This window comes from Bifidobacterium aemilianum (genome assembly GCF_003315635.1).
GTDB lineage: Bacteria > Actinomycetota > Actinomycetes > Actinomycetales > Bifidobacteriaceae > Bifidobacterium > Bifidobacterium aemilianum.
In genome coordinates this window covers 381,445-404,479 of sequence record NZ_PDCG01000001.1, presented here as the reverse complement: position 1 = coordinate 404,479, position 23,035 = coordinate 381,445, and the positions used below count along the sequence as shown (strand labels likewise).

17 protein-coding genes, 1 tRNA gene and 1 pseudogene are annotated in these 23,035 nt (G+C 61.7%); 12 read left to right on the top strand and 7 right to left on the bottom strand.

The window, feature by feature from the left end; all coding sequences use genetic code 11:
* Positions 1-60: 60 nt before the first annotated feature.
* A complete protein-coding gene (locus CRD60_RS01740) occupies positions 61-285 on the bottom strand; it encodes a DUF3107 domain-containing protein (protein ID WP_113859567.1) in 225 nt (74 codons plus the stop codon).
* A 953-nt stretch (positions 286-1,238) separates the two neighbouring features.
* Positions 1,239-2,238 (bottom strand): annotated as a pseudogene (locus CRD60_RS09485) (phosphotransferase); the annotation flags it as partial.
* Between the two features lie 188 nt (positions 2,239-2,426).
* Between CRD60_RS09485 and CRD60_RS01730 the strand changes: the two are divergent.
* The gene (locus CRD60_RS01730; protein WP_113859566.1) at positions 2,427-3,932 is read left to right on the top strand and encodes an ATP-dependent helicase; all 1,506 of its coding nucleotides are present in this window, start codon (positions 2,427-2,429) and stop codon (positions 3,930-3,932) included.
* Between the two features lie 6 nt (positions 3,933-3,938).
* On the opposite strand, the gene CRD60_RS01725 is transcribed toward CRD60_RS01730, so the two are convergent.
* Positions 3,939-5,651, bottom strand: coding sequence for a zinc-dependent metalloprotease (locus tag CRD60_RS01725; RefSeq protein ID WP_113859565.1), 1,713 nt, complete (start codon positions 5,649-5,651; stop codon positions 3,939-3,941).
* Positions 5,652-5,801: 150 nt separating this feature from the next.
* On the opposite strand from CRD60_RS01725, the gene CRD60_RS01720 reads away from it, so the two are divergent.
* Both CRD60_RS01720 and CRD60_RS01715 read left to right on the top strand, forming a co-directional pair.
* Positions 5,802-6,812, top strand: a complete 1,011-nt coding sequence (locus CRD60_RS01720) for a S16 family serine protease (protein WP_236630761.1) — start codon at positions 5,802-5,804, stop codon at positions 6,810-6,812.
* A 283-nt stretch (positions 6,813-7,095) separates the two neighbouring features.
* Positions 7,096-7,512 (top strand): DUF3052 domain-containing protein, encoded by a 417-nt coding sequence (locus tag CRD60_RS01715; protein WP_113859563.1) that lies wholly within the window; start codon positions 7,096-7,098, stop codon positions 7,510-7,512.
* A 38-nt stretch (positions 7,513-7,550) separates the two neighbouring features.
* Here CRD60_RS01715 and CRD60_RS01710 read toward each other — a convergent pair.
* Positions 7,551-7,624: transfer RNA gene (locus tag CRD60_RS01710), tRNA-Val, on the bottom strand.
* Between the two features lie 205 nt (positions 7,625-7,829).
* On the opposite strand from CRD60_RS01710, the gene CRD60_RS01705 reads away from it, so the two are divergent.
* The 5 genes from CRD60_RS01705 to CRD60_RS01685 all read left to right on the top strand — a co-directional run bounded on the left by CRD60_RS01705 (position 7,830) and on the right by CRD60_RS01685 (position 13,672).
* Positions 7,830-9,299 carry a DivIVA domain-containing protein gene (locus tag CRD60_RS01705; protein WP_236630780.1) on the top strand — a complete coding sequence of 490 codons (1,470 nt, stop codon included), beginning with the start codon at positions 7,830-7,832 and terminating at the stop codon, positions 9,297-9,299.
* A 3-nt stretch (positions 9,300-9,302) separates the two neighbouring features.
* Complete coding sequence (recO, locus tag CRD60_RS01700) at positions 9,303-10,025, top strand: DNA repair protein RecO (RefSeq protein ID WP_113859561.1); 723 nt, start codon at positions 9,303-9,305, stop codon at positions 10,023-10,025.
* 1 nt (position 10,026) lies between these two features.
* Complete coding sequence (locus CRD60_RS01695) at positions 10,027-10,815, top strand: isoprenyl transferase (RefSeq protein ID WP_113859560.1); 789 nt, start codon at positions 10,027-10,029, stop codon at positions 10,813-10,815.
* A 129-nt stretch (positions 10,816-10,944) separates the two neighbouring features.
* Positions 10,945-12,150 (top strand): MFS transporter, encoded by a 1,206-nt coding sequence (locus CRD60_RS01690; protein ID WP_113859559.1) that lies wholly within the window; start codon positions 10,945-10,947, stop codon positions 12,148-12,150.
* Positions 12,151-12,241: 91 nt separating this feature from the next.
* The gene (locus CRD60_RS01685; RefSeq protein ID WP_113859558.1) at positions 12,242-13,672 is read left to right on the top strand and encodes an amidohydrolase; all 1,431 of its coding nucleotides are present in this window, start codon (positions 12,242-12,244) and stop codon (positions 13,670-13,672) included.
* A 92-nt stretch (positions 13,673-13,764) separates the two neighbouring features.
* Here CRD60_RS01685 and CRD60_RS01680 read toward each other — a convergent pair whose 3' ends face one another.
* From CRD60_RS01680 to CRD60_RS01670, 3 genes are all read right to left on the bottom strand, one after another.
* Positions 13,765-15,291 carry a glycoside hydrolase family 32 protein gene (locus CRD60_RS01680; RefSeq protein ID WP_113859557.1) on the bottom strand — a complete coding sequence of 509 codons (1,527 nt, stop codon included), beginning with the start codon at positions 15,289-15,291 and terminating at the stop codon, positions 13,765-13,767.
* A 107-nt stretch (positions 15,292-15,398) separates the two neighbouring features.
* Positions 15,399-16,697, bottom strand: coding sequence for an MFS transporter (locus CRD60_RS01675; protein WP_113859556.1), 1,299 nt, complete (start codon positions 16,695-16,697; stop codon positions 15,399-15,401).
* 261 nt (positions 16,698-16,958) lie between these two features.
* Positions 16,959-18,017 (bottom strand): LacI family DNA-binding transcriptional regulator, encoded by a 1,059-nt coding sequence (locus CRD60_RS01670; protein ID WP_113859664.1) that lies wholly within the window; start codon positions 18,015-18,017, stop codon positions 16,959-16,961.
* A 188-nt stretch (positions 18,018-18,205) separates the two neighbouring features.
* Here CRD60_RS01670 and CRD60_RS01665 point away from each other — a divergent pair, with 188 nt between their 5' ends.
* The 4 genes from CRD60_RS01665 (at position 18,206) to CRD60_RS01650 (ending at position 22,927) form a co-directional block, all read left to right on the top strand.
* Complete coding sequence (locus tag CRD60_RS01665; RefSeq protein WP_113859555.1) at positions 18,206-19,726, top strand: glycine--tRNA ligase; 1,521 nt, start codon at positions 18,206-18,208, stop codon at positions 19,724-19,726.
* A gap of 105 nt (positions 19,727-19,831) precedes the next feature.
* A complete protein-coding gene (gene dusB / locus CRD60_RS01660) occupies positions 19,832-21,034 on the top strand; it encodes a tRNA dihydrouridine synthase DusB (RefSeq protein ID WP_113859663.1) in 1,203 nt (400 codons plus the stop codon).
* Positions 21,035-21,198: 164 nt separating this feature from the next.
* Positions 21,199-22,410 (top strand): cell division protein FtsZ, encoded by a 1,212-nt coding sequence (gene ftsZ / locus CRD60_RS01655; protein ID WP_407923151.1) that lies wholly within the window; start codon positions 21,199-21,201, stop codon positions 22,408-22,410.
* 37 nt (positions 22,411-22,447) lie between these two features.
* Positions 22,448-22,927, top strand: a complete 480-nt coding sequence (locus CRD60_RS01650; RefSeq protein WP_113859554.1) for a cell division protein SepF — start codon at positions 22,448-22,450, stop codon at positions 22,925-22,927.
* Positions 22,928-23,035 lie beyond the last annotated feature (108 nt).

Below are 23,035 nucleotides of genomic sequence, written 5' to 3'. Positions count from 1 at the left end.
GCCGCGCAGGGATTGGCAAGCAACCACGCGCCGCATATGGCCTATGCTGAACAGTTGCCCCTAGAGGGCACCGAATCCCACGGCATGACGGGTCTCGGAGCCGACAATGGCATAGCCGAGGGCTTTGGCTGGAATGAGGATTCTGCGACCCTTGTCATCGGTTAGGTCGATGGTCTTGTCGGCCTCCAGGGCTTCGGTGATGACCTTGCTGACGTCCTCCCTGCTCTGGTCGCTGCTGACATTGACCGGTCGGGCCACGTTCTGAATGCCCAGTTCGATTTCCATTCCAACTCCTTGTGTCCTAGAGGTGTGCCGGCGGCCGTGGGTTCCTGGGGAATCCTGCCGACCACCCGGCCGTCTTTGATTATTGTGCCCGCATTGGGGAAGTTACGCTTCTGGCGTTTCCTGCTGCCTGTGGCTGGACCGCTGTCGTAGTCCGCGCTCGGCGGTGTCGTCGGAATCCGGCTGCTGGTCCTGGTCGTCTGGGTTGCCTTCAGCCTTCTGTCGCTGGTATCCCTCATATTCCTCGAGACCAGCCTGGGCGTCTCGCAGGGCCTGTTCCTCCTGCTCGAGCCTGGGGATGAGAATCGTGGAGGCCTGTGGGTCGACGGCTGGCCGCCCGTCATCTCCTCGAGCCGGGGTGGACCTGGATTCCTTGGGCATGGCGATGGGACCGGACTCGGTGATGCCACTGACCATGCTGTCGCTGAAGAATGAACCGGTGCCGCCGGCGGGTTCATCAGTGAGGATGTCGGTGGAGGATGAGCGATCCTTGAGCTCGGAGAGGATGATGGTTTCCTGCTCCTGGGGCTGAATCAAGGGTTCCACCGAGTCCTCGGCCTTCTGGGTCTTGGAGCCCTCATGCTGTTCGGGGGTTCGCTTCAGAATCGGGATGGCGGTGACAGGAATGGAGGCTGCCGGGCTGCCTGCTCCTGATTGGATGGGCCGGTCGGCGGTGGAATCCGAGTCCAGGGTGCCCAGGGATTTGATCTGGGCGGAACCGGTCCTGTCGCTTTCACCGGTGGCATCCAGGGCCTCGGCATGGTCCTGGATGCTGGCTTGGCTCCCGCCGTTCTGTTGCTTGGTGGCCTGGGCGGAGGGTTCGCCGCTCTGCTGGGCCAAGTTGTCTTCCTGATTGAGCAGGGTTCCCACGGTAATGGTGGAGGGTGGCTTGCCGATGGACTGGTGGACCGATCCCTCGCCCTGCTGTCCTCTACCGGAGCTGCGCCTGGTGGCCAGTTCCAGCTGGTGGGCCAGGCGCTCGACCTGGGCCTTGAACTGCATGATCTTGGAGTTGTCGGCATGGTTGAGGGCCTGGATGAACTCGCCCACCTGCTCCATCTGCAGCCAGAGGTTGGCCCGGAGCATGATGAGGTCGTCCAGGCGGGACCCCAGCATTCGCCCGTAGGCGGACAGGACAGCGTTCCGGTGGTCGGTGTCGAGCTTGGCGAAGAGCCAGGCCAGGTCACGGGCCGGATCGTTGACCTGCATGTCCTGCCAGTTGGTCACGGCTGTGACAGTTGCCTCGGAGAAGAGCATGTCACCGTCGGCGAAGCCCCCATGGACCAGAGAGGTGGAGAAGGACCAGAGGCCCTCCGTGTCAATGATGGATGCCCAGGAGTTGATGATCGACTGAGGCACATGGCCGGCCTGGCGTAGGCGCTTGATCCAGCCGGTTAGCTGGCTGCGAATCTGCCCGGCGGAAAAGCCGGGGTATCCGGCCGCTTGCAGGAAACGTGGGTTCATCCGGTGGATGGCGCCGATGGCTGTGCCCACACTGGCGCAATCGTCCAGGGTCAAGAGGTCAAGCGGGCGTGATTGGCCGTTGACATGGGAGGCCAGCATGACCGCCGGTTCCGCATCCTGGCCCAAAGCCAGGGCGGCCTTGCGGCGGGTGGCCTCAAGCTGGGCCCTATCCTGGTCACCCTGGCCGGCGTGCAGGGGGTATGCGCGGTCATTAAGACCATCTTGGTAGGCCAGAACCGTATCCAGGGCAAAGCCCAGGGCCGCCGGCTCCCTGGCCTGGCTGAGGGCCCGCGCCGCCCTGGTCCGCCCATCCAGGCGTAGCCGACCTGCCGCCGTGGATGAGGCGTAGACATCGTAGAGGCGACCGGCCGCATCCTGAAGCATGGCCTGGTCTATGCCCAGGGCCTGATTCGTCGTGTTCTCCTGGTCGCTTGCGCGCACGCCGGAGACGGCCAGGGAGGGCAAGGCCGCCGAAGCCAGTGCCGCCATCATAAGTTTGCTTCGTTGAGTCACCCTTCTACAGTAATACAGACCCGCCGCAAAAGGGGCATTCCCAGCGCAAGACCGACAGTTCCTACAGGCTGCCCGACCTTCTGGAGCCTTTCGGTGGCCATAGGGCCCACATCGACGGTGAGCCTTGGCCCGGCCCACCTGGGCAGAGCCACTGCCACAATGGAGGCATGGACACATCCCCAGAAGCGATACTCGAGGGCTTGGACCCCGACCAGTTGGCGGCCGCAACCGCTTTGGAGGGGCCGGTGCGCATCATCGCCGGAGCCGGAGCCGGCAAGACCAGGACGGTCACCCGACGGATCGCTTACGGCTGTGCCACTGGCCTGTGGGAACCCTCGCAGGTGTTGGCGGTCACCTTCTCGGTAAAGGCGGCCACCGAGATGCGCTTGCGCCTGCAGAGCCTGGGAGTCAAGGAGGGGGTCAGGGCATCGACCTTCCATTCCGCTGCCCTCCACCAGCTGCGTCGGGTCTGGCCAGACATCAGCGGTGGCCGCTTTCCCCGTGTGTCAGAGAACACGCGCGAACTGGTAGCCCGCTCCCTGCAGATGGTCACCAACAGCGACCAATACAGTGACGTGCAGGTCAGAGACTTGGAGGAGGAGATCAACTGGGCCAAGGTCTCCCTGCTGGCACCCGATGACTACGGGCGTGTCTGCGCCGCTTCGGGCCGGCAGCCACCAGCAGGCCTGGACGTGGACCAGTTCACCGCCTGCTACAAGGTCTATGAACAGGAGAAGTCCTACCGGGGGCGGATTGACTTTAACGACATACTGCTCATGACCTGCCATGTCCTGGATGACTTCGAGGACGCGGCCAGGCTCATCCGCTCATCCATATCGGCCCTGACCGTGGACGAGTACCAGGATGTCTCCCCCCTGCAACACCGGCTCATGACCTTGTGGATGAAGGACAACCCCAACATCTGCGTGGTGGGGGACCCGGCCCAGACCATCTACTCATTCGCGGGAGCCAGCGCCTATGACCTGCTCAACTTCGACAAGGAGTTCAGGCCCCTAACCGCCGACATCAGTCTGAAGACCGACTACAGGTCCAGCCAGCAGGTGGTCCACTACGCCAACCGGGTGCTGGCGGCCTCCCCAGTGCGCCAGGACTATCTTAAGCTGCTGTCGGCCAGGGAGCAGGGTCCCCGGGTCAGTCGTACCGTCTACGCCGACGACATGGAGGAGGCCAGGGGGGTGGCCAGCAGGATCCTTTACTGGAAGGCCCGGGGGCAGAGCCCGGCCGACTGCGCGGTTCTGGTCCGTATCAACGCCCAGCTCCAGCCCATCCGCCAGGCCTTGAAGGCTGCCGGCCTGAGCTGCAGGATGCGCAAGGACGCCATCTGGCAGGACGCGGCCCTGTCCGAGGCGGGGGAGAATCATCAGGATCTGATCGAACAGCAGGAGGCGCGCAGGGCCAAGGTCGAGGAACCGGTGACCCTATCAACCATCCATGCCGCCAAGGGGCTGGAGTTCAAGCATGTCTTCATTGTTGGCTGCTCGGAAGGTCTCCTGCCTTACGGATCGCCCGAGGAGGGTGACCAGTTGGAGGAGGAGCGCCGGCTCATGTATGTGGGCGTGACCCGTGCCGAGGACCGTCTGGATCTGTCCTATGCCCGTAGCAAGGACGGTATGGGGTCCCTGCAAAGGACCCCCAGCCGTTTCCTGGTCTGATGCCGGTCAGTGCCCGTTGGACGTGGTATCCTCCGGTGGGTCATCGGGCTTGCGGTCGCTGTCGTCGGTATTTGGCGAGGTCGGGCTGGAAGGGGAGTCTGATTCACTCCCGGAATCCTGAGCGTCGTCGGCTGCCTCGGACGCGGGGCCTTGGGAGCCCGTGGCTGCTTCGGGAGCGGCGTCAGTTTGAGTATCGGCGATGTAACGCGCATCCTCGTCAAGGAGCTTGCTGAGTTCGGCATCCCAGTCAATACTCGAAGAGGACCGGGACCCGGCAGCTGATGAGGCCTCAGGACTGTTGGAGGGGTGCTGGCCGTCCTGATCGCCGTCCTCATCATGCCCCTGTGAGGCCTTGCCACCGGCGGAGTCGGCACTCGAGGCGGTATCAGCTGCTGAGGTGCTGGCTTCGGGGAGTGTGGGCAGGAGGTCAGGATGAGACCATTTGGCGTCCCTGGACTCGTGGCCTTCACTGCTATCAATCTGCTCCCAGATGTTGGCCGCCTCACGGATGCGCTTGGGCCGTAGGTGCATGCCCAACAAGGACTCAAAGGTTACCTCAGCGGGGCCTCCCACAGCCCGTTCGCGCCGCATCATCTCCCGCAACTGCTCGATGTGGGGGATGTGGGCCATGCCCGCCTTCCATGTGACGCAATCCACCCAGCCTTCAACCAGGGCCAGGAGGTTCTCCAGGCTGGTGATGGCCTCCTCCTGCTCGGGGGTGTCGGCAATGCCGACCTTCGAGAGATTGACGGCCCCGGAAATGGATTCAGGGTCCATGGTGATTGCCTCCCGCAGCTGCTCCTCCATGGCATCGAGGTCGATGTCGACGCCCCTGGCGTACTTGCCGATCAGGGCCTCGAAGCGGGGCATGAGCCAGCGGACATGGGCGAAGAGCCGGGCGTGGGCCACCTCCTGCAGGGCCAGGAAAGCCAGGACCTCGCCCTGGTCGATCTCCAGGGCCTTGCCATACTCCAGGCAGTTCTGAGCTATGAGGGCGCCAGCCTGATTGCTATGGAGGGCTATGCCCTGGTCGAAGCTGCCACGCACCTCGTGGGACATGGCGCCGGCCGCCTGCCCCAACTGCATGGCGAAGGAGGTGTTGCCCAGCAGTCGGATGAGTTGCATGGGGTCCTTCATACCCTCCGGGATGGGGATGGGCACGGGGCCAGCGAACATACCGGAGATCTCGCCTTCAAAGGCGCCTCCGAGACGGTCGGAGAGCACGGCGGTGAGGGCATCGCCCATGGACTGGGCCACTGGCGAGGCGAAGGAGGCCCAGGAGTCCAGGGTGGCCTCCACCCAACCCGCCCGGGTCAGGACCTGGGATTGGCCGGGGGAGGGATCGATATCGCATACCGTATCCAGCCAGAGGTTGGCCTCAATCATGGCCTGGCGGACCGCCTGACCCTCCTCTGCCGTGACCTCCCGCTCCGATCCGACCTCATTGGCCTTCTGCAGGGCCAGGGATTTGGCGAGCTTGACATTGATGGGACCCGACTGGACGCTTTCCTGCATGTCGGCAGGCGTGTTGAGGCCACCAGCGGTGAGGGCCTGCATGAGGGCCTGGACCTCACCGGGTTTGGGAAGACTGTTGGGATCCTGGCTCATGAGTTGCTGACGGACCTCGGCAGGCAGCTGTGAAAGCTGGGACCAGGCCATTTCTCCCTGGACCTGACCGAAGCAATCAATCAGCCACTGGTGCAATGCATTCTCGTCCATGATTCCTCATCCTTATATGGGCCGGTTAGGGCTGCGAAGATACGTATCCACTATTATTGCCCATTGAGGTCTACATTTCGCTTCTGGGGTATAGGCCGGCATGGTCGGTCGCCGCCGGCGAGGTGGGCCATCTGAATTACCATGGGAATCATGCCTAATAATCAGGAAGCGCCGGCACAGTTCGCAGCCCCACGGAATACTGCCATCATGGCCCTGGCAGACACGCGGTCCACCGAGGCTGCGCTGCCTGTAGGGGGCCCCTTCCCATCAGGCGATGTCAAGGGTGACGAGTCCGGTCCGGCAACGGTGGCGCCGGGTGGCGGTCAGGTGCCTGCAAGGGGTAAGGTCTCCTCGCTGTTCGCTTATGTGCGTGGACACTCCTTACCTTACCTGACCGGCCTGGTCTGCCTGCTCCTATCCGCCGTGGTGCTGCTCCTGCCCAGTGCCTACGTGGTTGAAAGCGCTGGCCCTACCCAGGATGTTCTGGGAGAGTCAAAGAGCAGGGACGTCATCAGTCTGACAGGCGCCAGAAGTCATAAGGACTCGGGCAAATTGCTGCTATTGACGGTTAACGCGGCCGGCACCCCTGATTACCCCGTTCCCAACATGGCTGCCCTCCTGGCCTGGCTTGATCCTCACCAGCAGATTACCCCCAGCGAGGCGGTCTTCCCCGTTGGGCAAAGCTCCGAGGAATACACACGTGAGGCCCGGGGGCAGATGTCCAGCTCCCAGAAGGCGGCCAGCAAGGCGGCTTTGGCTTACGCCAGCAAGGAGCTGGGCCTGGATACCGCCCATGTCAAGGTCTCTCTGCATCTGGAAGACATTGGTGGCCCCTCGGCGGGCATGATGTATTCCCTGGGTATTATCGACATGCTGACACCCCAGGAAGAGAGCGGGGGGCGGACCATCGCAGGTACAGGCACCATCGACCCCAAGGGCAAGGTGGGGGCCATAGGCGGCATCCAACTGAAGATGCTCGGTGCCAAGCGGGATGGTGCAAGCTGGTTCCTGGCTCCCAAAGCCAATTGTAAGGAGGTCGTGGGCCATGTGCCTTCAGGCCTTCGTGATGTGGAGGTCTCCAATCTGGACGAGGCCTACAGGTCTCTGGTGGCCATCGGGCAGGGCAAGGGAGAGGGCCTGCCTCATTGCACCCAGTCCTGAATCGCCGTGCGGCTCAGGGTCAGTTCGGCTACTAGTCCGCTGCCCGCCATCAGGCCGTGGGCCGCAAGAGACCGCTGGAGGCAGCATATCATCCTTCTGCCACGCCCGGAATGCATGGTGTCCGTGAGTCGTTGACATAAGGGCCATGGATGACGAATGGGGGTTGGAAGACCTGCAAAGCAAGGGCTTTCGCCGCTGCCCAGAGTTCTGAGATGGATCAAGACTACAGCTTCCACCGCCGTCCGTCGTCCCTATCTTCGTGCTGTCTTGCTATATTGGTCTTGTGAAGGAAACAGCATTTCAAGAGGCTGAGGAATTCGGCTTCCACACAGCCGACATCGTACAAGAGTGGATGTGGGATGACGACGTGAGTGAGGCGATTCGTAGGAATATCCAGCGGTTGACTGGTGAGGATCTGGTTGATGAGGACTTTGACTCCTCGGTTGATGGTGTCATCGTATGGTGGCGCGATGGTGATGACGAGGAGACCTTGGGCAACACTCTGGTCGATGCCTATTCGGTGCTTGGCGATGATGGCCCCATGTGGATACTGACCCCCAAGCCAGGTCGCAAAGGTGCCGCAAGCTCCAGCACCATACAGGCAGCCGCCAACTCGGTCGGTATGAATGCCGCCATGCCGTTGACCGCCGATGATGATTGGAACGCCATCCGGCTGAGTTCCTTCGGCAAAGGCCGTTGAACCAAGACCTAGACTGTTCGGCAGGTTCCGGCTGACCGTGGGCGATGAGGGATTCGAACCCCCGACATCCACCGTGTAAAGGTGGCGCTCTAACCAGCTGAGCTAATCGCCCGTGGGACACCACTGTAGCGCATGACCTGCACAGGCCGGACCATTCGGCCGCCAATGTGGCTATGTCGTAAGGGTTCCGGAGTGTTGCCGTTGATTGTGCCTGGAGCGTCCGAACAATCGCGTATCGTTGTCCAAACGGACAATATCCATGAGGAGGCAAAGGTCCAATGACTCGGAAGACCAAGACTGAGCGTAACGCGTCAGGCATGGAGCGCGTGAGCAAACGTAAACTGGGCTACGACGTAGGTCAGGTGGATGCCTTTCTGGAACGTGCCCACACCCTCTATGACAGTGGTGATGATCAGCTGACCCAGAAGGACATCCAGGATATCTCCTTCGACTGGGCCAAGGGGGGCTATGTGGTCTCCCAGGTCGATGCGGCCTTGTCCAGGCTTGAACAGGCAGTGGTCGACCGGCAGACCCATTGGGAGCTGACTCATCAGGGCCGCATCGCTTGGAAGGCCCGGACCGAGGAGCTGTACCAGGCCCTGCAGCAGCACGCTGACCGTGCACCCAAAGCCCGTTTCGCTTCCGGTGAGCCCAAGAAGGCCTCCTACGAGCGCAAGCAGGTCGACCGGCTGGTGGACCAGGTTCTGGCCAAGATCGCCGACCAACTGGGCCACGAACCCAAGGCCAAGGTCAACATGAAGCATCTGGTGGACCTCAATGCCAAGACCGTCTCCAACATCATCTTCACTCAGCGCCGGGGCAAGCATGGCTACGACGAGCGGCAGGTGGACTACTTCCTGAACTCCTGTGTCCATGTCCTGGCCCGTTTTGAATCCTTCACCCGCTTGGCGGATTACGAGGAGATAGCTCCTGAAGCCGAGCAGGATGCCGGCAGGCAGGCTCAGCCCATCGTCGATGAGCAGACTTCGTCCGATGGCGTCGCCCCCCTCTTCTCCTTCCATAACCCGCAGCCTGCTCAGAGTCCACTGGGAGACTCGGCGGCCGTGGAGAGGGAGCCGGAGTCCTTCGCCCCCACCATCGCACAGCCCGCTGCGCCCCCGGCAGCCGGTCTTGAATCCACCGGAGATTCGGCAGGTCAGGAATCCCGGCGATCCACTGATGCCCAAGACTCGGACTCCTTCAATTTCCTGCAGGAGACCGAGGAAAAGCTCTTCAGCGCTCAGACGCCAGCTAGTGCGTCCCAGATGACCGAGGGTGCCGTCCCTTCCTCCGCGCTGGCCAATACGGCCTCCGAGGCACAGACCCAGACCTTCGCACCCGTGGCTTCCCCTGAGCCATCCCTGGCACCAGCAGGCCCAGGCCTGGCAGAGGACTCGCCGGACCGGTCCGCCGATAAGTCCCAGCAGGATTCCTCACTGGCATCTCTGGCGCATCTGGCTGAGATGACAGAGGCCCAAGCCGATGACTCCCCGTCCGAATTCGGTGCCCAGCTGCCGCCGTTGCAGACCCCGATCGTGCCGGAGATTCCTGATCTTCCCCAGAGAGACTCGGCTGCGACTGAAGGGGCTTCAGGCGCTGCCACAGCCGCTTCTGGTCCCTCCGACTGGCCGGTCTTCCCGGCTGACAACCTCAGCTCTCAGGCAGGCCATACCGATATGGGTATTCCTGACCTCTCCTTTCCCAACTTCAACCAAGGGGAGGAAAGCCAGGCCGCTGCCGACAGGGGCGAGGACAGCCAGGACGATAAGGGCAAGGACCGACTCTAAGGCATGGCCCTCTATCGGGATGAGGGAGTGGTCCTCAAAACCGTTAAACTCGGTGAGGCCGACCGCATCGTTACCTTGCTGACCAAGCGTCATGGCAAGGTCCGGGCTGTGGCCAAAGGCGTGCGAAGAACCAAATCCCGTTTCGGGGCACGTCTGGAGCCCTTCATGCGAGATGACCTATTGATCGCCCAGGGTCGGTCCCTGGATGTGGTTTCCCAGGCGGCCTCCCTATCGGCCTATGCGGGAGGAATCTCCATGGATTATGAAGCCTATACGGCCGCGAGCATCATGGCAGAGATCGTGGATAGAATCGTATCCGCCGAACAGGAGCCCGCACCTGACCAATACCGTCTGCTCATCGGGGCCCTGGCGGCCCTGTCCAAAGGCAGACACAAACCGGGCCTGATTAGTGCCTCCTATACCCTGCGGGCCTTGTCCCTGGCCGGTTGGACCCCCCGGCTAGACTCTTGCGTGGTCTGCGGACGAAGGGACGACCTGAACTACTTTTCCATTCCGGCCGGTGGCAGCATGTGTTCCAAGGACCGGACTCCAGAGGCCAGGCCAGTGGAGCTGGACCGCAGGGAGGAGCTGGAAGCCCTGGTCGAAGGCGACTGGCCCATTCTTGACCGGGGAGCTCTGGATGCGACAACCCGGCAGATTGTTGAAGATTGGGGGGAGTATTACCTGGAACGGCGCATACGGTCCCTGCACTTGCTAGATTCGTGATATGAGCTTTGACCAGGTTGACTACCAATCGCTGAACGTGCCTGCCGCACCCTTCTCCGACCCCTCCATCATTCCCGACTTCCCCGACGGCAAGGTGCCACGGCACGTGGGTGTCATCATGGATGGCAACGGGCGTTGGGCCAAGGAGCGGGGCATGGTCCGCACCAACGGCCACCAGGCTGCGGAGCCGGTGGTCTTCGACACCATCGCTGGGGCCATCGAGGCCGGGGTCCGTTATCTGAGTCTCTACACCTTCTCGACCGAGAACTGGAAGCGGAGCCCCAGTGAGGTCCGTTTTCTCATGGGCTTCTCCAGGGACATCATTCACCGGAGGGTGGCCCAGATGGACGAATGGGGGGTCAGAGTCCGCTGGTCCGGCCGCCGGCCACGCCTGTGGAAGTCAGTCATCGACGAGCTTGAGGTGGCCATGGATCGCACCAAGCACAACAAGGTCATCGATGTGGTCTTCTGCATCAACTACGGGGGGCGTGCGGAGCTGGCCGACGCCTGCGCCGAGATTGCCCGGGAGGTCCGGGATGGGCGGATCTCGGGGGACAGGGTGACCGAGAAGATGATTGCCGAGCACCTCTACAACCCCGACATCCCGGACTGCGACCTGGTCATCCGCACCTCAGGGGAGCAACGGATCAGCAACTTCCTTCCTTGGGAGGCCGCCTATGCGGAGTTGGACTTCGTCCCCGAGCTTTTCCCAGAATACGGACGGCGGGCCCTCTGGCGGTCCATCGACCACTATATCCACCGGGACCGGCGGTTCGGCGGGGCCAAGTAGGACTGCTCCTAGGCAGCCCCGGATAGTGAGGATTGACGAATTACGGGATTCGTCCAATGGTCTGCCCCGTCATGGTGTAATCTTGCCATGTATAGGAGTTGTTGCCACTGCCGACAGAGGAGTCTCCCTATGCGACGTACACGAGCATCGAAGTCAACCAGCGGGGCGCTGGTATTCTCCCTCATGGCCGGCTACACCATGATTTACGTGGACAAGGCCATGATCTCCACAGCGGTTATCCCCATCGCCAAGCAGTACCATCTGGATACCAGCCAGACTGGTCTGATCATGTCTTTCTTCTTTCTGGGCTATTCCCTCATGCAGATCCCCTCTGGCTGGCTGGCGGACAGGTTTGGAGCTAAACGGGTGCTGATGGCATCTATGGCCTTCATCGGTGTGTTCACATACTGCTTTGGTATGGCAAACGGGCTGATCTTCTTCGTGGCCGCCCGGCTCTTTGCCGGCATGGGGCACGGGGGCTACCCACCCAGCTGCTCCAAGTCCGTTGCCGAGAACTTCCCCAAGGAGCAGCGTACCTTTGTGCAGTCGCTCATCCTGTCAACCTCGGGCATCGGCAGTGTGCTCTTCTACACCATCGGTGCCGCCCTGATCTCCGTGGACTGGCGCATCGCCTACCTGGTGCTGGGCAGCTGCTTCCTGGTCTCCTGCCTGCTGATCTTCCTCTTCGTACCCAAGGAGTCGGAGGGGACCCTGGAGGAGGATCGGGCCGTGGATGGTGCCAAGCCCAAGGTCAGTCTGGGACGGCTCTTGCGTGACCGCAACGTCCTGGCCCTTTTCGCTGCCATGCTCCTGATCAACATACTGATCTATGGCAATGGCTCGTGGCTGCCCACCTTCATCACCTCCAAGTTCGGCCTGTCCATCCAACAGATGGGATGGATCCTGGCGTTCAATGCCATCATCCAGACGGTTTTCACCATCTACGGGGGTTCCTTGCTTTCCGGAGTTTTCCTCGGCAAGGAGCGGCTGGTCATACTTTCCTGCACAGTCATCAGCTCCCTGTCCCTGGTCGCCTTCGCCTTCGCCGACAACCTATGGCTGGCAATGGCCTGCCTGGTGGTCTTCAGCAACATCGTGATCCTGGCCTTCATCTGCCTCTTCACCTGGCCCCACAAGATCATGGACGAGCATCTGATCGGCTCTGCAATCGGCATCATCAACACTGGCGGCACCATCGGCGGCTTTTTGGCCCCCTTCATCGGTGGGACCATCATCAAGGCGGCGCACGGGTCCTTCATGCCCGCCTTCGTTTTTCTTGCCGTCGTGGGCATCATCAGCGGTTTGACCAGTCTCCTGGTCAAGGTCAAGGACTAGCTGAGGCGGCATTCCCCGGGGGCGCGAACATGGCCCCAGACATCCATTTGGGCAGATATACAGCCTACCGGCAAAGCAGAAGGAGTGTGACATGGATGACAAACAGCGCATCATGCAGATCATAGAGGACAAGCGAGGGGAATTCATCGAAGCCGCCGACCGGATCTGGCGGACCCCGGAGACCCGATTCGACGTCGGAGAATCCGTCAAACCCCACTATGAGATTCTCGAGCGTGAGGGCTTCTCCATCGACAAGGGCGTGGCCCACATGGACCATGCCTATGTGGCCAGCTGGGGGAGCGGCCGGCCGGTCATCGGCATCACCGGCGAATACGATGCCCTGGACGGGCTGAGCCAGGTGGCCGATCTAGGAGAGCACCAGCCCTTGGTTCCCGGTGGGGCAGGGCAGGGCTGCGGCCACAACATCCTGGGAATGGGGGCCGTAGCGGCCGGCGTGGGCATCAAGACCTTCATGGAAGAGTGGGGCCTCCATGGGACTATCAAGGTCTTTGGCTGCCCGGCTGAGGAATCGGGCTATGGCAAGGCCTTCATGGCCCGTGATGGGGTTTTTGACGGTCTTGATGCCGCCTTCTCCTGGCATCCTATGGATGTGACCTCGGCCTGGGGGAGCTCCAGCCTGGCCGTGATTCAGTCATACTTCGAGTTCAAAGGGACCCCGGCCCACGCGGCCGCGGCTCCGGAGCTGGGTAGAAGCGCCTTGGATGCCGCAGAACTCATGAACACCGGTGTTCAGTACCTTCGGGAGCACATGATCGACGAGGCCCGCATCCATTACGCCTTCATAGATGCCGGCGGTGAGTCGGCCAATGTGGTCCAATCCAGGGCCAAGCTCTACTACTTCGTACGAGCTCCCCGAATGGAACAAGCCCAGGCACTCTACGAGCGGGTCAAGAAGGTCGGCCATGGCGCCGCCATGATGACCGAGACCGAGCTCAACATCGAGCTCAATGCCGCCTGCTACAACTACATGCCCAACAAGCCGTTGACCAGGGCTATAGATAGGAACCTGGACCTTGTGGGACCCCTGCCCCTGACCCAGGATGAGCTGGACTACGAACGCCGCTACACCGATACTGTCTCGGGTGCAGGCAAGCAGTCGGTCTGGGCCCGGAACCGGGCAGCCTTCCCTGACTTGACCGACCAGGAGGTCACGGAGCTGTCCGAGTCGAGCATGATGTTGCGGAAGATGCCTCTGGTCTTCAGCCCCAAGGCTTCGGGTTCCACTGATGTCGGTGATGTCAGCTGGCAGACGCCGACCGCCCAATTCACTGGTGGCTTCGAGCCACAGGGCACCTCACCCCATAGCTGGCAGTGGGTGGCCAACGGCAAATCCTCTGTGGCTCATAAGGGTCTGCTGATGGCCGGCAAAACCTTGGCCTTGAGTGTCTATGACACCCTGACAGACCCCGAACTCCTGATCCAGGCCCAGGCTGATTTCAAGGCCTCCATGGGTCAGGAGACATATCGGCCCGTGCTTCCGTCCGACTTACTGCCCAGCTGATGGACCGGGCTCCTGTGGTAGGGAGTCTGCATGATATAAGGAGGCCTCCCCACCCGAGTGGGGAGGCCTCCTCAACATAGCTGATCCGGCGGTCAGTTGCGGTCGGGATGCTCCCAAATCGTTGCCAGGCCTGCGATGGACAGGCTGTTGATGATGGCCTGACCCTCCCCGGATTCGGCGATCAATCGAATCTCGCGAGCCCCCTCAGCTGGGAAAGAGTAGGAGCTGAGCACCTCCAAGCCGTCGTTGACGAAGACTTCAATGGAGCCATGGTCCACGATGATCCGCAACTTGAGCCTCCCGTCGGACCGGTCCAGAGGGGCGGTCCGATATCCGCGGTCCCCGTAGCTGTTGCAGTGGCGGTCCAAGACGACCCGCTGCAGCTGGTCGTCGTAGCAGACCAGGGTGTGGTCGCCGTTGGCGGTCCGGTGGAGCTCCAGGCCGATTCGTTCCGCCTGGCTGTGGGCCAAATCGATCTCCAAGTCGATGTCGGCGGTTGCGGCATCTGCCAAGAGGGTCCTGCTCTCGTTGACTTCCAAGGTGATGGGGCCGAAATCTTTGCGGTTCTGATCCAGCTGGGCGTACTCGCGGATGGGTTGGGTGCGCAGGTGGTCGTCTGCAAGCTCGACCTCGCGGGGGACAGTGAACTGGCCACACCAGCCATCATTCTCCATGGGGATGGGGCTGGTGAAGGGGCTCATCCAAGCGAAGACCAGGCGGCGTCCGTCGGGCCCTTGGAAGGTCTGCGGCGCGTAGTAGTTATGGCCGTCATCCCAGAGGTGGAAGTCGGTTTCCTGGCGGAAGGGCTGGCCCGGTTCCCACGTGCCGATCACGTAACCGGCATTGTTGTGGTTGCGTGATTCGAAGCCTTTAGGCTTGAGGCCCATGGCTGAATAGCAGATGACCCACTTGTCGCCCAGAGGGAACATATCGGGGCATTCCAGCATGAAGACATCCGGATCAGGATGTTTGTAAACGGGGCCGACGAAGGTCCAGTCGACCATGTTCTCGGAGGTGTACATCCAAATCTCACCGCGGTGCTCAGGGGTGCATACACCGAAGACCATGGTCCAGGTGTCGCCCTGTTTCCAGACCTTGGGATCGCGGAAGTGGGGGATGCGGTCATCAGGGCAGGGGACCACGACGCCTTTCTTCTCGAAGTGGATGCCGTCCTCGGAGATGGCCATGCATTGCTCCTGCAGATTGCCTTCCGTGCCCTCGTCCACACCGTTGCGCCAGCGATGGCCGGTGTAGTAGATGACCAGCTTGCCATCGTCGGAGATGACCGCCGAACCTGAGAAGACACCGTCCTTCTCTGCCTCGAAGCTGGGGGCCATGGCTATGGGCTCGCGCCGCCAGGTGACCATGTCCTCGCTGGAGACGTGTCCCCAGTGCATGGGGCCCCATTGGGTGCCGTAGGGATGGAGCTGGTAGTAGGCATGGTATCGGCCCTTGAAGAAGCATAGGCCATTGGGGTCATTGATCCAGCCGCCCTTGGAGGCTATGTGGCAGGAGGGGTACCAGCGGTCATTGCGCTGGGAGAAGAGCTGGTCCACGCCAGCTTCGGCCTTGGCCAGTTGTGCGGTCTGATCGTAGCTCGGCATGTGTTCGGTGTTCATCCTCGAGCGTCCTTTCGTGTCAGGTAATTGTTTGCTGGTACTGGTCTGTCTCCCATCATGGTCGACCATCTGGATGAGAGGGACGCCATGATGGGAGACAGGGCGTGTCAGGCAGCGCTTTGTCCTTGTGCGGCCAGCTGCTTATCGGTGTAGAAGGGGTCGCCATCGACTTGCTGATCGTCCTTCTTCAGGATGAAGACGCCGTAGATCAGTGCGGCCAGGACTACAAAGGAGATTGTGAAGAAGGTCGGACGGTCGCCAAAGTGGTCGTGCAGCATGCCCAGCGGAGTGGACATGATGACCTGACCGACCTGTGAGGCGATCTGGAAACCGACCATGTAGAGGGTGGCGGACAGCTTGGGGTTGAAGTGGAGGGTGAAGTAGCGGAAGGCCGGCAGGCAGAAGAGCGGCACCTCGATGGAGTGGAAGAGCTTGACGACCGAGACCATATAGGGGTCATGGAAGACACCACACAGGCCGATGCGCAGGAACATGACCAGAGCGCCAAGCAACAGGGAATTGCGCACACCGATCTTGCGCATGATGACAGGGACCACGCCCATCATGGCCGATTCCAGGAAGACCTGGAAGGAGTTCAGGTAGCCATAGACCTGGGTTCCGAGTGCGGGGGTTGAGAAGAGGTCAGCATAATACTTGGGGAACATCTGCTGGTCGAAGACCGTGTAGAAAGTGTTGGTGAACATCATGAAGACGATGAGCAGCCAGAGGGCGGGCATGCCCAGCACCGAGACCATTTCTTTCAGGGAGGGGTTGGTCTTCTCCGCGTTGGGGTCTGCCTCCTTTCGCAGTTCCTCCTTCTGCTCCTGGGGGACCCAGAAGGCGTAGACCATGAGCATGCCGACGCCGAAGGCGGAACCCAGCCAGAAGTTGATCATGGGGTTGATATTGAAGACGATGCCGCCCACCAGGGCCACGATGGCATAGCCGAAGGAACCCCAGGCGCGGGACTGGCCGTACTCGAATCCGAATTTGCGGCTATAGCGCTCGGTGACGGCCTCGAGGAGGGAACAGCCGGACATGAATCCTGCTGACAGAACCACGGAGCCCAGGATTGCGCCGACCATCAGATGGGACTGGATTAGCGGCATGTAGATGAACTGGACGAAGGGACCGACCAGGGCGGCGATGGCCGAGATAAAGATGGTCAGGCGGCGTTTGATGCCGAGTTCGTCCTGGAGGACTCCGTAGACGAACATGATGATCAGTGTCGCCAGGGAGTTTACCGAGTAGATGTTGCCTACTTGGGTGTTGTTCATACCCAGCTTGGTGGTGAGCCACAGGGAGTAGAAGGCCCACCAGATGCCCCAGGCGCAGAAGAAGAGAAAAATGCCGGTGGAACTCTGCAGATAGGAAGGGTTCCTCCAGGCGGAAGTTTTTTTAGTCATGACTACCTCTTTCAATGACGGTGCTGTTTGGCATCTCTGCCGGCCTGAACTATGCACGTGGCCTTTGCTTCGTTGCCTGAGCATGATAGTAGAGCATCAATCGTTTTACGTCAAACGATTGATGTGATGCGGGTCGTCACTATGACCAAGGGTATGGTTCGGGAATACGCGGAAACTCAGCTGCCTACGCTTGATTGAGTAGTGAGCGAATAAAGACGCGGCACGGCTTGGGGAGAGGCTGTGCAAAGGTCCATGTGATGCTTAGCTGTTATGCGGAACCACGGAATCCTTTGACAGCAGTGTGCATCGAATCCGAACCGGCCAGGGGGCGTCCATGCTGGGCAGGGGGGCGATGGTGTCAGGCAGCCGGTCCTCTGGCACTGGTTCTCCAGTAATCATCGAGACCAGTTTGCAGACCGACCAGTAGCCGATTTCGTAATGGGGGAGTTCGATGGTCGTCAAGCGTGGCGAAATGGTCTCGGCCACCAGGCGATGGTTATCGACACCAACCACGCTGATGTCCCTGCCAACGGTCAGGCCCCGGCGGGCTGCAGCCTCGTACACATGCCATGCCCGTGCATCGTTGAAGCAGAAGAAGCCATCCGGGTGCTGGCTGTCAAAGAGGGCACCGACCTGGTCCAGGGCCGGTTGGTTAAAGCCGACATTGGCCACCAGATCCTGCACAAAGGTCCTCCCGGACTCCTCCAGGGCAGCCCGGTATCCCTGCAGGCGAATGCCTTGGGCCAGCAGGGTCTCGGCTGCACCGATATAGGCGATGCGTTCGCAACCAGCCTCGATAAGATGGCGGGTCGCATCGTAGCCGATATGGAATTCGTCAGGGGAGATGCTGGGAACGGACCCGCTCTCATCCGTGGCATCGACGAGAACCAGGGGTTGATCTTGGAGGCAGTCGGGCACCTGGGCCAGACGGTTGTACATCTTGGCGTATAGGAAGCCGTCGACACCATAGCGTTTAAGGGTGGCAACCTCCTGTTCCTCATCCTTCTTGGAGGTTCCGTCCGTGTTGACCGTGAGCATCATGTAGCCGGTCGCGCTGGCCGCATCCTGGGCCCCACGGATGATATTGCCGGCATAGGGGGTGGTGGCGATCTCCTCGCTGATGAATCCAAGGATCCTGGTCCTGCTGGTCCGCAGTGACCTAGCCAAGGGGTTGGGGTGGTAGCCCAAGGCATCGGCGGTCTTGCGCACCCTCCTAGCAAGGCCTGGATTGACCCTGCCCTTGTCCCGTTTGTTGATCACTAGGGAGACAGTGGAGACCGAGACGCCTGCCATCTCGGCGATCTGTTTCATCGTGGTCATGGTCACACGATATACCCCTGCGTGCATATGCGGTTGCTCTGCTGCATCACAAGACGGCCTGTGCTCTGGCCTTAACCAGTGGCTAGTCGAAGAAGCTACCCTCTTTGCCTCCGTTGGTCTGTCATCATGCCCCAGTAGACTCAAAAGCACGAAAATGTACCCTGAACCGTCCGAGCAGAAGGTGTAATGTGGCTGTCTCCAAACTTGATGAAGTAGTGTCCCTTGCCAAGCGTCGTGGCTTTGTCTTCCCTGCAGGCGAGATCTACGGGGGCACCCGCTCGGCTTGGGATTACGGTCCCCTGGGGGTTGCCCTCAAGGACAACATCAAGCACCAGTGGTGGCGCTCCATGGTCACCACCCGCGACGATGTGGTCGGGGTCGACACATCCGTCATCCTCCCCACTCAGGTCTGGGTGGCCTCAGGCCATGTCAACGTCTTCAACGACCCCCTGATCGAATGCCTCAACTGCCACAAGCGTCAGCGCTCCGACAAACTGGAGGAGGCCTACGCCGAGAAGCACGGCGACCAGATGCCCCCCAACGGATTGAAGGACATCGCATGCCCCTTCTGCGGAACCCGTGGCCAGTGGACCGAACCCCGCGACTTCAACATGATGCTCAAGACCCAGCTGGGCCCGGTCCAGGATGAGAACTCCCTGCACTACTTGCGTCCTGAGACCGCCCAGGGCATCTTCGTGGACTTCAAGAACGTCATGACCTCCTCGCGCTCCAAGCCTCCCTTCGGCATCGCCAATATGGGCAAGTCCTTCCGCAACGAGATCACGCCTGGCAACTTCATCTTCCGCACCCGCGAGTTCGAGCAGATGGAGATGGAGTTCTTCGTGGTCCCCGGCACCGACGAGGACTGGCACCAGTACTGGATCGACACCCGCACCCGCTGGTACACCGACCTGGGCATCAAGCCCGAGAACCTGCGCCACTACGAGCACCCCGAGGAGAAGCTCTCCCACTACTCCAAGCGCACGGTCGACATTGAATACAAGTTCGGCTTCCAGGGTTCGGACTGGGGTGAGCTGGAAGGTGTGGCCAACCGCACCGACTTCGACCTGAAGGCCCACGCCGAGCATTCGGGTGAGGACCTCTCCTACTTCGACCCGGCCTCCGGTGAGAAGTACATACCCTATGTCATCGAGCCGGCCGCTGGTCTGACCAGGTCGCTCATGGCCTTCCTGGTGGATGCCTACGACGTGGATGAGGCCCCCAACACCAAGGGCGGCGTCGACCGGCGCACCGTCCTGCGTCTGGACCCCCGCCTGTCACCCTACAAAGCAGCGGTCCTGCCCCTGTCCAAGAAGCCGGAGCTCCAGGGCATCTCCCATGACCTGGCCGCCGACCTCCGCCAGCAGGACTGGCTGATTGACTACGACGAGTCGGGTGCAATCGGCCGCCGCTACCGCCGCCAGGACGAGATCGGCACCCCTCTGTGCATCACTGTGGACTTCGACAGCCTGGACGACCATGCCGTCACCATCCGAGACCGCGACAGCATGCAGCAGGAGCGGGTGGCCCTGAACCAGGTGAGCGCCTATGTGGGCGAGCGCATCGGCCAGAAGCGCGTGCGCTACGCGGCCGGCCCCTCCTCCGTTGTCGGTAGCAAGGCCGCGGATGGCGGTCTGGATGTTTCCAAGGAGCAGGGTGAGGACGGCACGGTTCCGGTCAAGGTGGCCGAGGCCGGTGGCCTGTACTGATGAGGCCTCTCAAGGTATGAGCAGAAGGTGGGGGAAGACCGACAGGTGGAGCAGACAGCGTTGAATGAGTCCCAGAGCGCACAGCAGACTGCCGGGGAGACGGGCGTGCAGGGCTCCGGGCGGCCGCCGTACAGGGAGGAGGCGGACCAGCCTGGCCAGCCGGTCATCAAGCCGGTGGATCTGGGGCCCATCCATATCCCCACCCCAGTGGTGCTCTCGCCCATGGCGGGGGTGACCAATTGGCCCTTCCGCACCCTGTGTGAGGGATACGGTCCAGACGGCCTCTATGTGGCCGAGATGATCACGGCCCGGGCCCTCCTGGCCCGCAACCCCAAAGCCTTCCGCCTTTGTCGCTTCGCGCCCTCGGAGAAGGTACGCTCCCTGCAGCTCTACGGGGTTAACCCGGCCATCGTCGAGCAGGCGGCCCAGATGCTGGTAGACGGCGACATGGCCGACCATATCGACCTGAACTTCGGCTGCCCGGTCCCCAAGGTCACCCGTAGGGGTGGCGGATCGGCCCTGCCATGGAAGACCGACATCTTCGCCGACCTGATCGCCCGCGTGGTCAAGGTCTGCTCGGCCGCCGGCATCCCGGTGACCGCCAAGATCCGTGTGGGCATTGACCATGACCATGAGACCTTTATGGAGGCCGGGCACATAGCCCAGGAGGAGGGCTGTGCCGCCGTCACCCTCCATGCCCGGACCACCGCCGAATACTACGGGGGCCATTCGCACTGGGAGCGAATCGGCCAGCTGGTCGAGGCCCTGGACATCCCCGTCTTCGGCAACGGCGACATCTGGGGGGCCGATGATGCCCTGGACATGGTCCGGCAGACCGGTTGCGCCGGTGTGGCCGTGGGACGCGGCTGCCAGGGCCGCCCTTGGCTCTTCGGCGACATCAAGAACGCCTTCGCCGGCAGCCAGGATCGCTTAGACCCCAACCTGGGCCAAGTCTGCCAGGTCATGCTTAGGCACGGCCGGCTCCTGGTCGACTTCTACGACGGGGACGAGAGGATGGCCGTCCATGATCTGCGTAAGCACATGGCCTGGTATCTCAAGGGCTTCCCGGTCGGCGGACCCACCCGACGGTCCTTCATGGAATGCGAGAGCCTGGCCGACCTTGAGGCGCGCATCGGCGACCTGGACCTGACCCTGACCCTGCCCGAGCGGGTCAGGGACAAGCCCCGTGGCCGCATCCGCTATGCCAAGAAGGTTCATCTGCCCTATGGCTGGCTGGACTCCAGGACCAGCAGTCATGAGGAGCGGGAACAGCTCTTCGGCGACGACCCCATGGACGCCAGTTACTAGGATAGTGAGCGGTGCTGCAGACGGACCCGGGACGGGGTGGATGGAGTCCGGAGGTGTGCGAATGGGGCTGAGATTGGAAAAAGTTCGTACACACTGAGAAAATAAGTCTATTCTTATACCGGTTCTGCGATAGAGTGAGCATAACCGTGAACGAACAGGAGACTATGGTGAGCGAGATTGCCCAGACTGACAATTTCAACGACAAGACCAATATCAAGGTAGTCGGTGTCGGTGGAGCCGGTGGCAACGCCGTCAATCGCATGATTGCCGAGGGTCTGCAGAACGTTGAATTTGTCGCCATCAATACCGATGCCAAGGATTTGCTGCGCTCGGATGCGGATGTAAAGATCTCGCTGAACGACAACACCAGCAGGGGACTGGGGGCCGGCGCCGACCCTGAGAAGGGGGCCAAGGCCGCCCAAGACCACCAGTCTGACATCGAGGAGGCCCTCAAGGGAGCCGACATGGTCTTCGTTACCTGCGGTGAGGGTGGCGGCACCGGTACCGGTGCCAGCCCCATCGTCGCCCGGGCGGCCCACCAGCAGGGCGCCCTGACCATCGCCGTGGTCACCCGTCCCTTTTCCTTCGAGGGGCCACAGCGCACCGCCTCCGCCAAGCTGGGCATCGAGAACCTCCGCAAGGAGGTCGACGCCCTCATCGTCATTCCCAACGACCGTCTCCTGGAACTCTCCGACAGGACCATCGGTATCGTCGACGCCTTCAAGACCGCGGATACGGCTCTCCTGGCCGGTGTTCAGGGCATCACGGACCTGATCACCATGAACTCCTACATTCATGTGGACTTCTCGGATGTCACCGCCATCCTGCGCGGTGCGGGCACCGCCCTCTTCGGCATCGGCTCCGCCCGGGGCGAGGATCGGGCCACCCAGGCGGCCGAGATCGCCATCTCCTCCCCACTGCTGGAGGAGAGCGTTGAGGGTGCCCACGGTGCCCTGATCAACATCGCCGGCCCGACCGACCTCAAGCTCCAGGAGGCCAAGGCGGCCACCGAGCTGGTCCAGCGGGCCATCCACCCCGAGGCACAGATCATCTGGGGTCTGGCACTGGACGATGCCTATGGGGACGAGGTCCGTGTCACGGTCATCGCCGCCGGCTTCGACGCCAATTCCAAGAAGTCCGATGGTCAGGCCCCCACCCTTGAGGAAGCTTACCGCGATGTCACCCAGCCGGCCGCATCCGACCAGCTGCCAGCCGCCGCTGAGCCCCAGGACGGCCAGCCGTCACTGATCCAGCAGCTGCCGGAAAGCCCGGCTCCAGCCGCCGCCCAGGAGCAGGCCATGGATGGGACGGGTGAGCAGCAGATCTTCAGCCCGGACGACCCGGGAGACCTCGACATTCCGGATTTTTTGCGGTAGTCGAGTATAGAGAACGAGTCGAGTGAAAGGAAGATCCATGGCAGGGTTGATGAAGAGCGCGATGTCCTATCTGGGCATGACGGATGTGGTGGATGAGGATGAGGACTATCAGGCCGATGCTCCCGAACTCGAGTCCGACTTCGATAGTGACCACAGCGTGACCCCCATGGTATCCTCCGGGTCCGCCTCCTCGTCGGCTGGCGGCGCCAAGCATGAGACCAGTCCCTTTCCCACCAAGGTCAACAGGATCACGACCATCCACCCCAAATCCTATGAGGATGCCCAGCTGGTCGGCAGGGCCATCCGCGACGGGGTGCCCGTGGTGCTCAACCTGACCGGGGTCTCCGAGGCTGTGGCCTATAGGATCGTGGACTTCTCCGCAGGCGTGGTCTTCGGTGTCAGGGGCTCCATTGAACGTGTGACACCCAGGGTATTTCTGCTCAGCCCTGCCCAGGTGAACATCAAGGTCGAGGAGGCACAGAACGGCTCCTCCTCCCGTGACCTCTTCGGCGACTGATTCCTGCCGCAGCTGGTAGCCAGTCACAGGTCCGCCCAGCGGCCCGACCAGGTGTCGGCTGCTTTCACAGGCTGTCTGGGATCCCCAGCAGCCTCCTGCTGCTCTCAG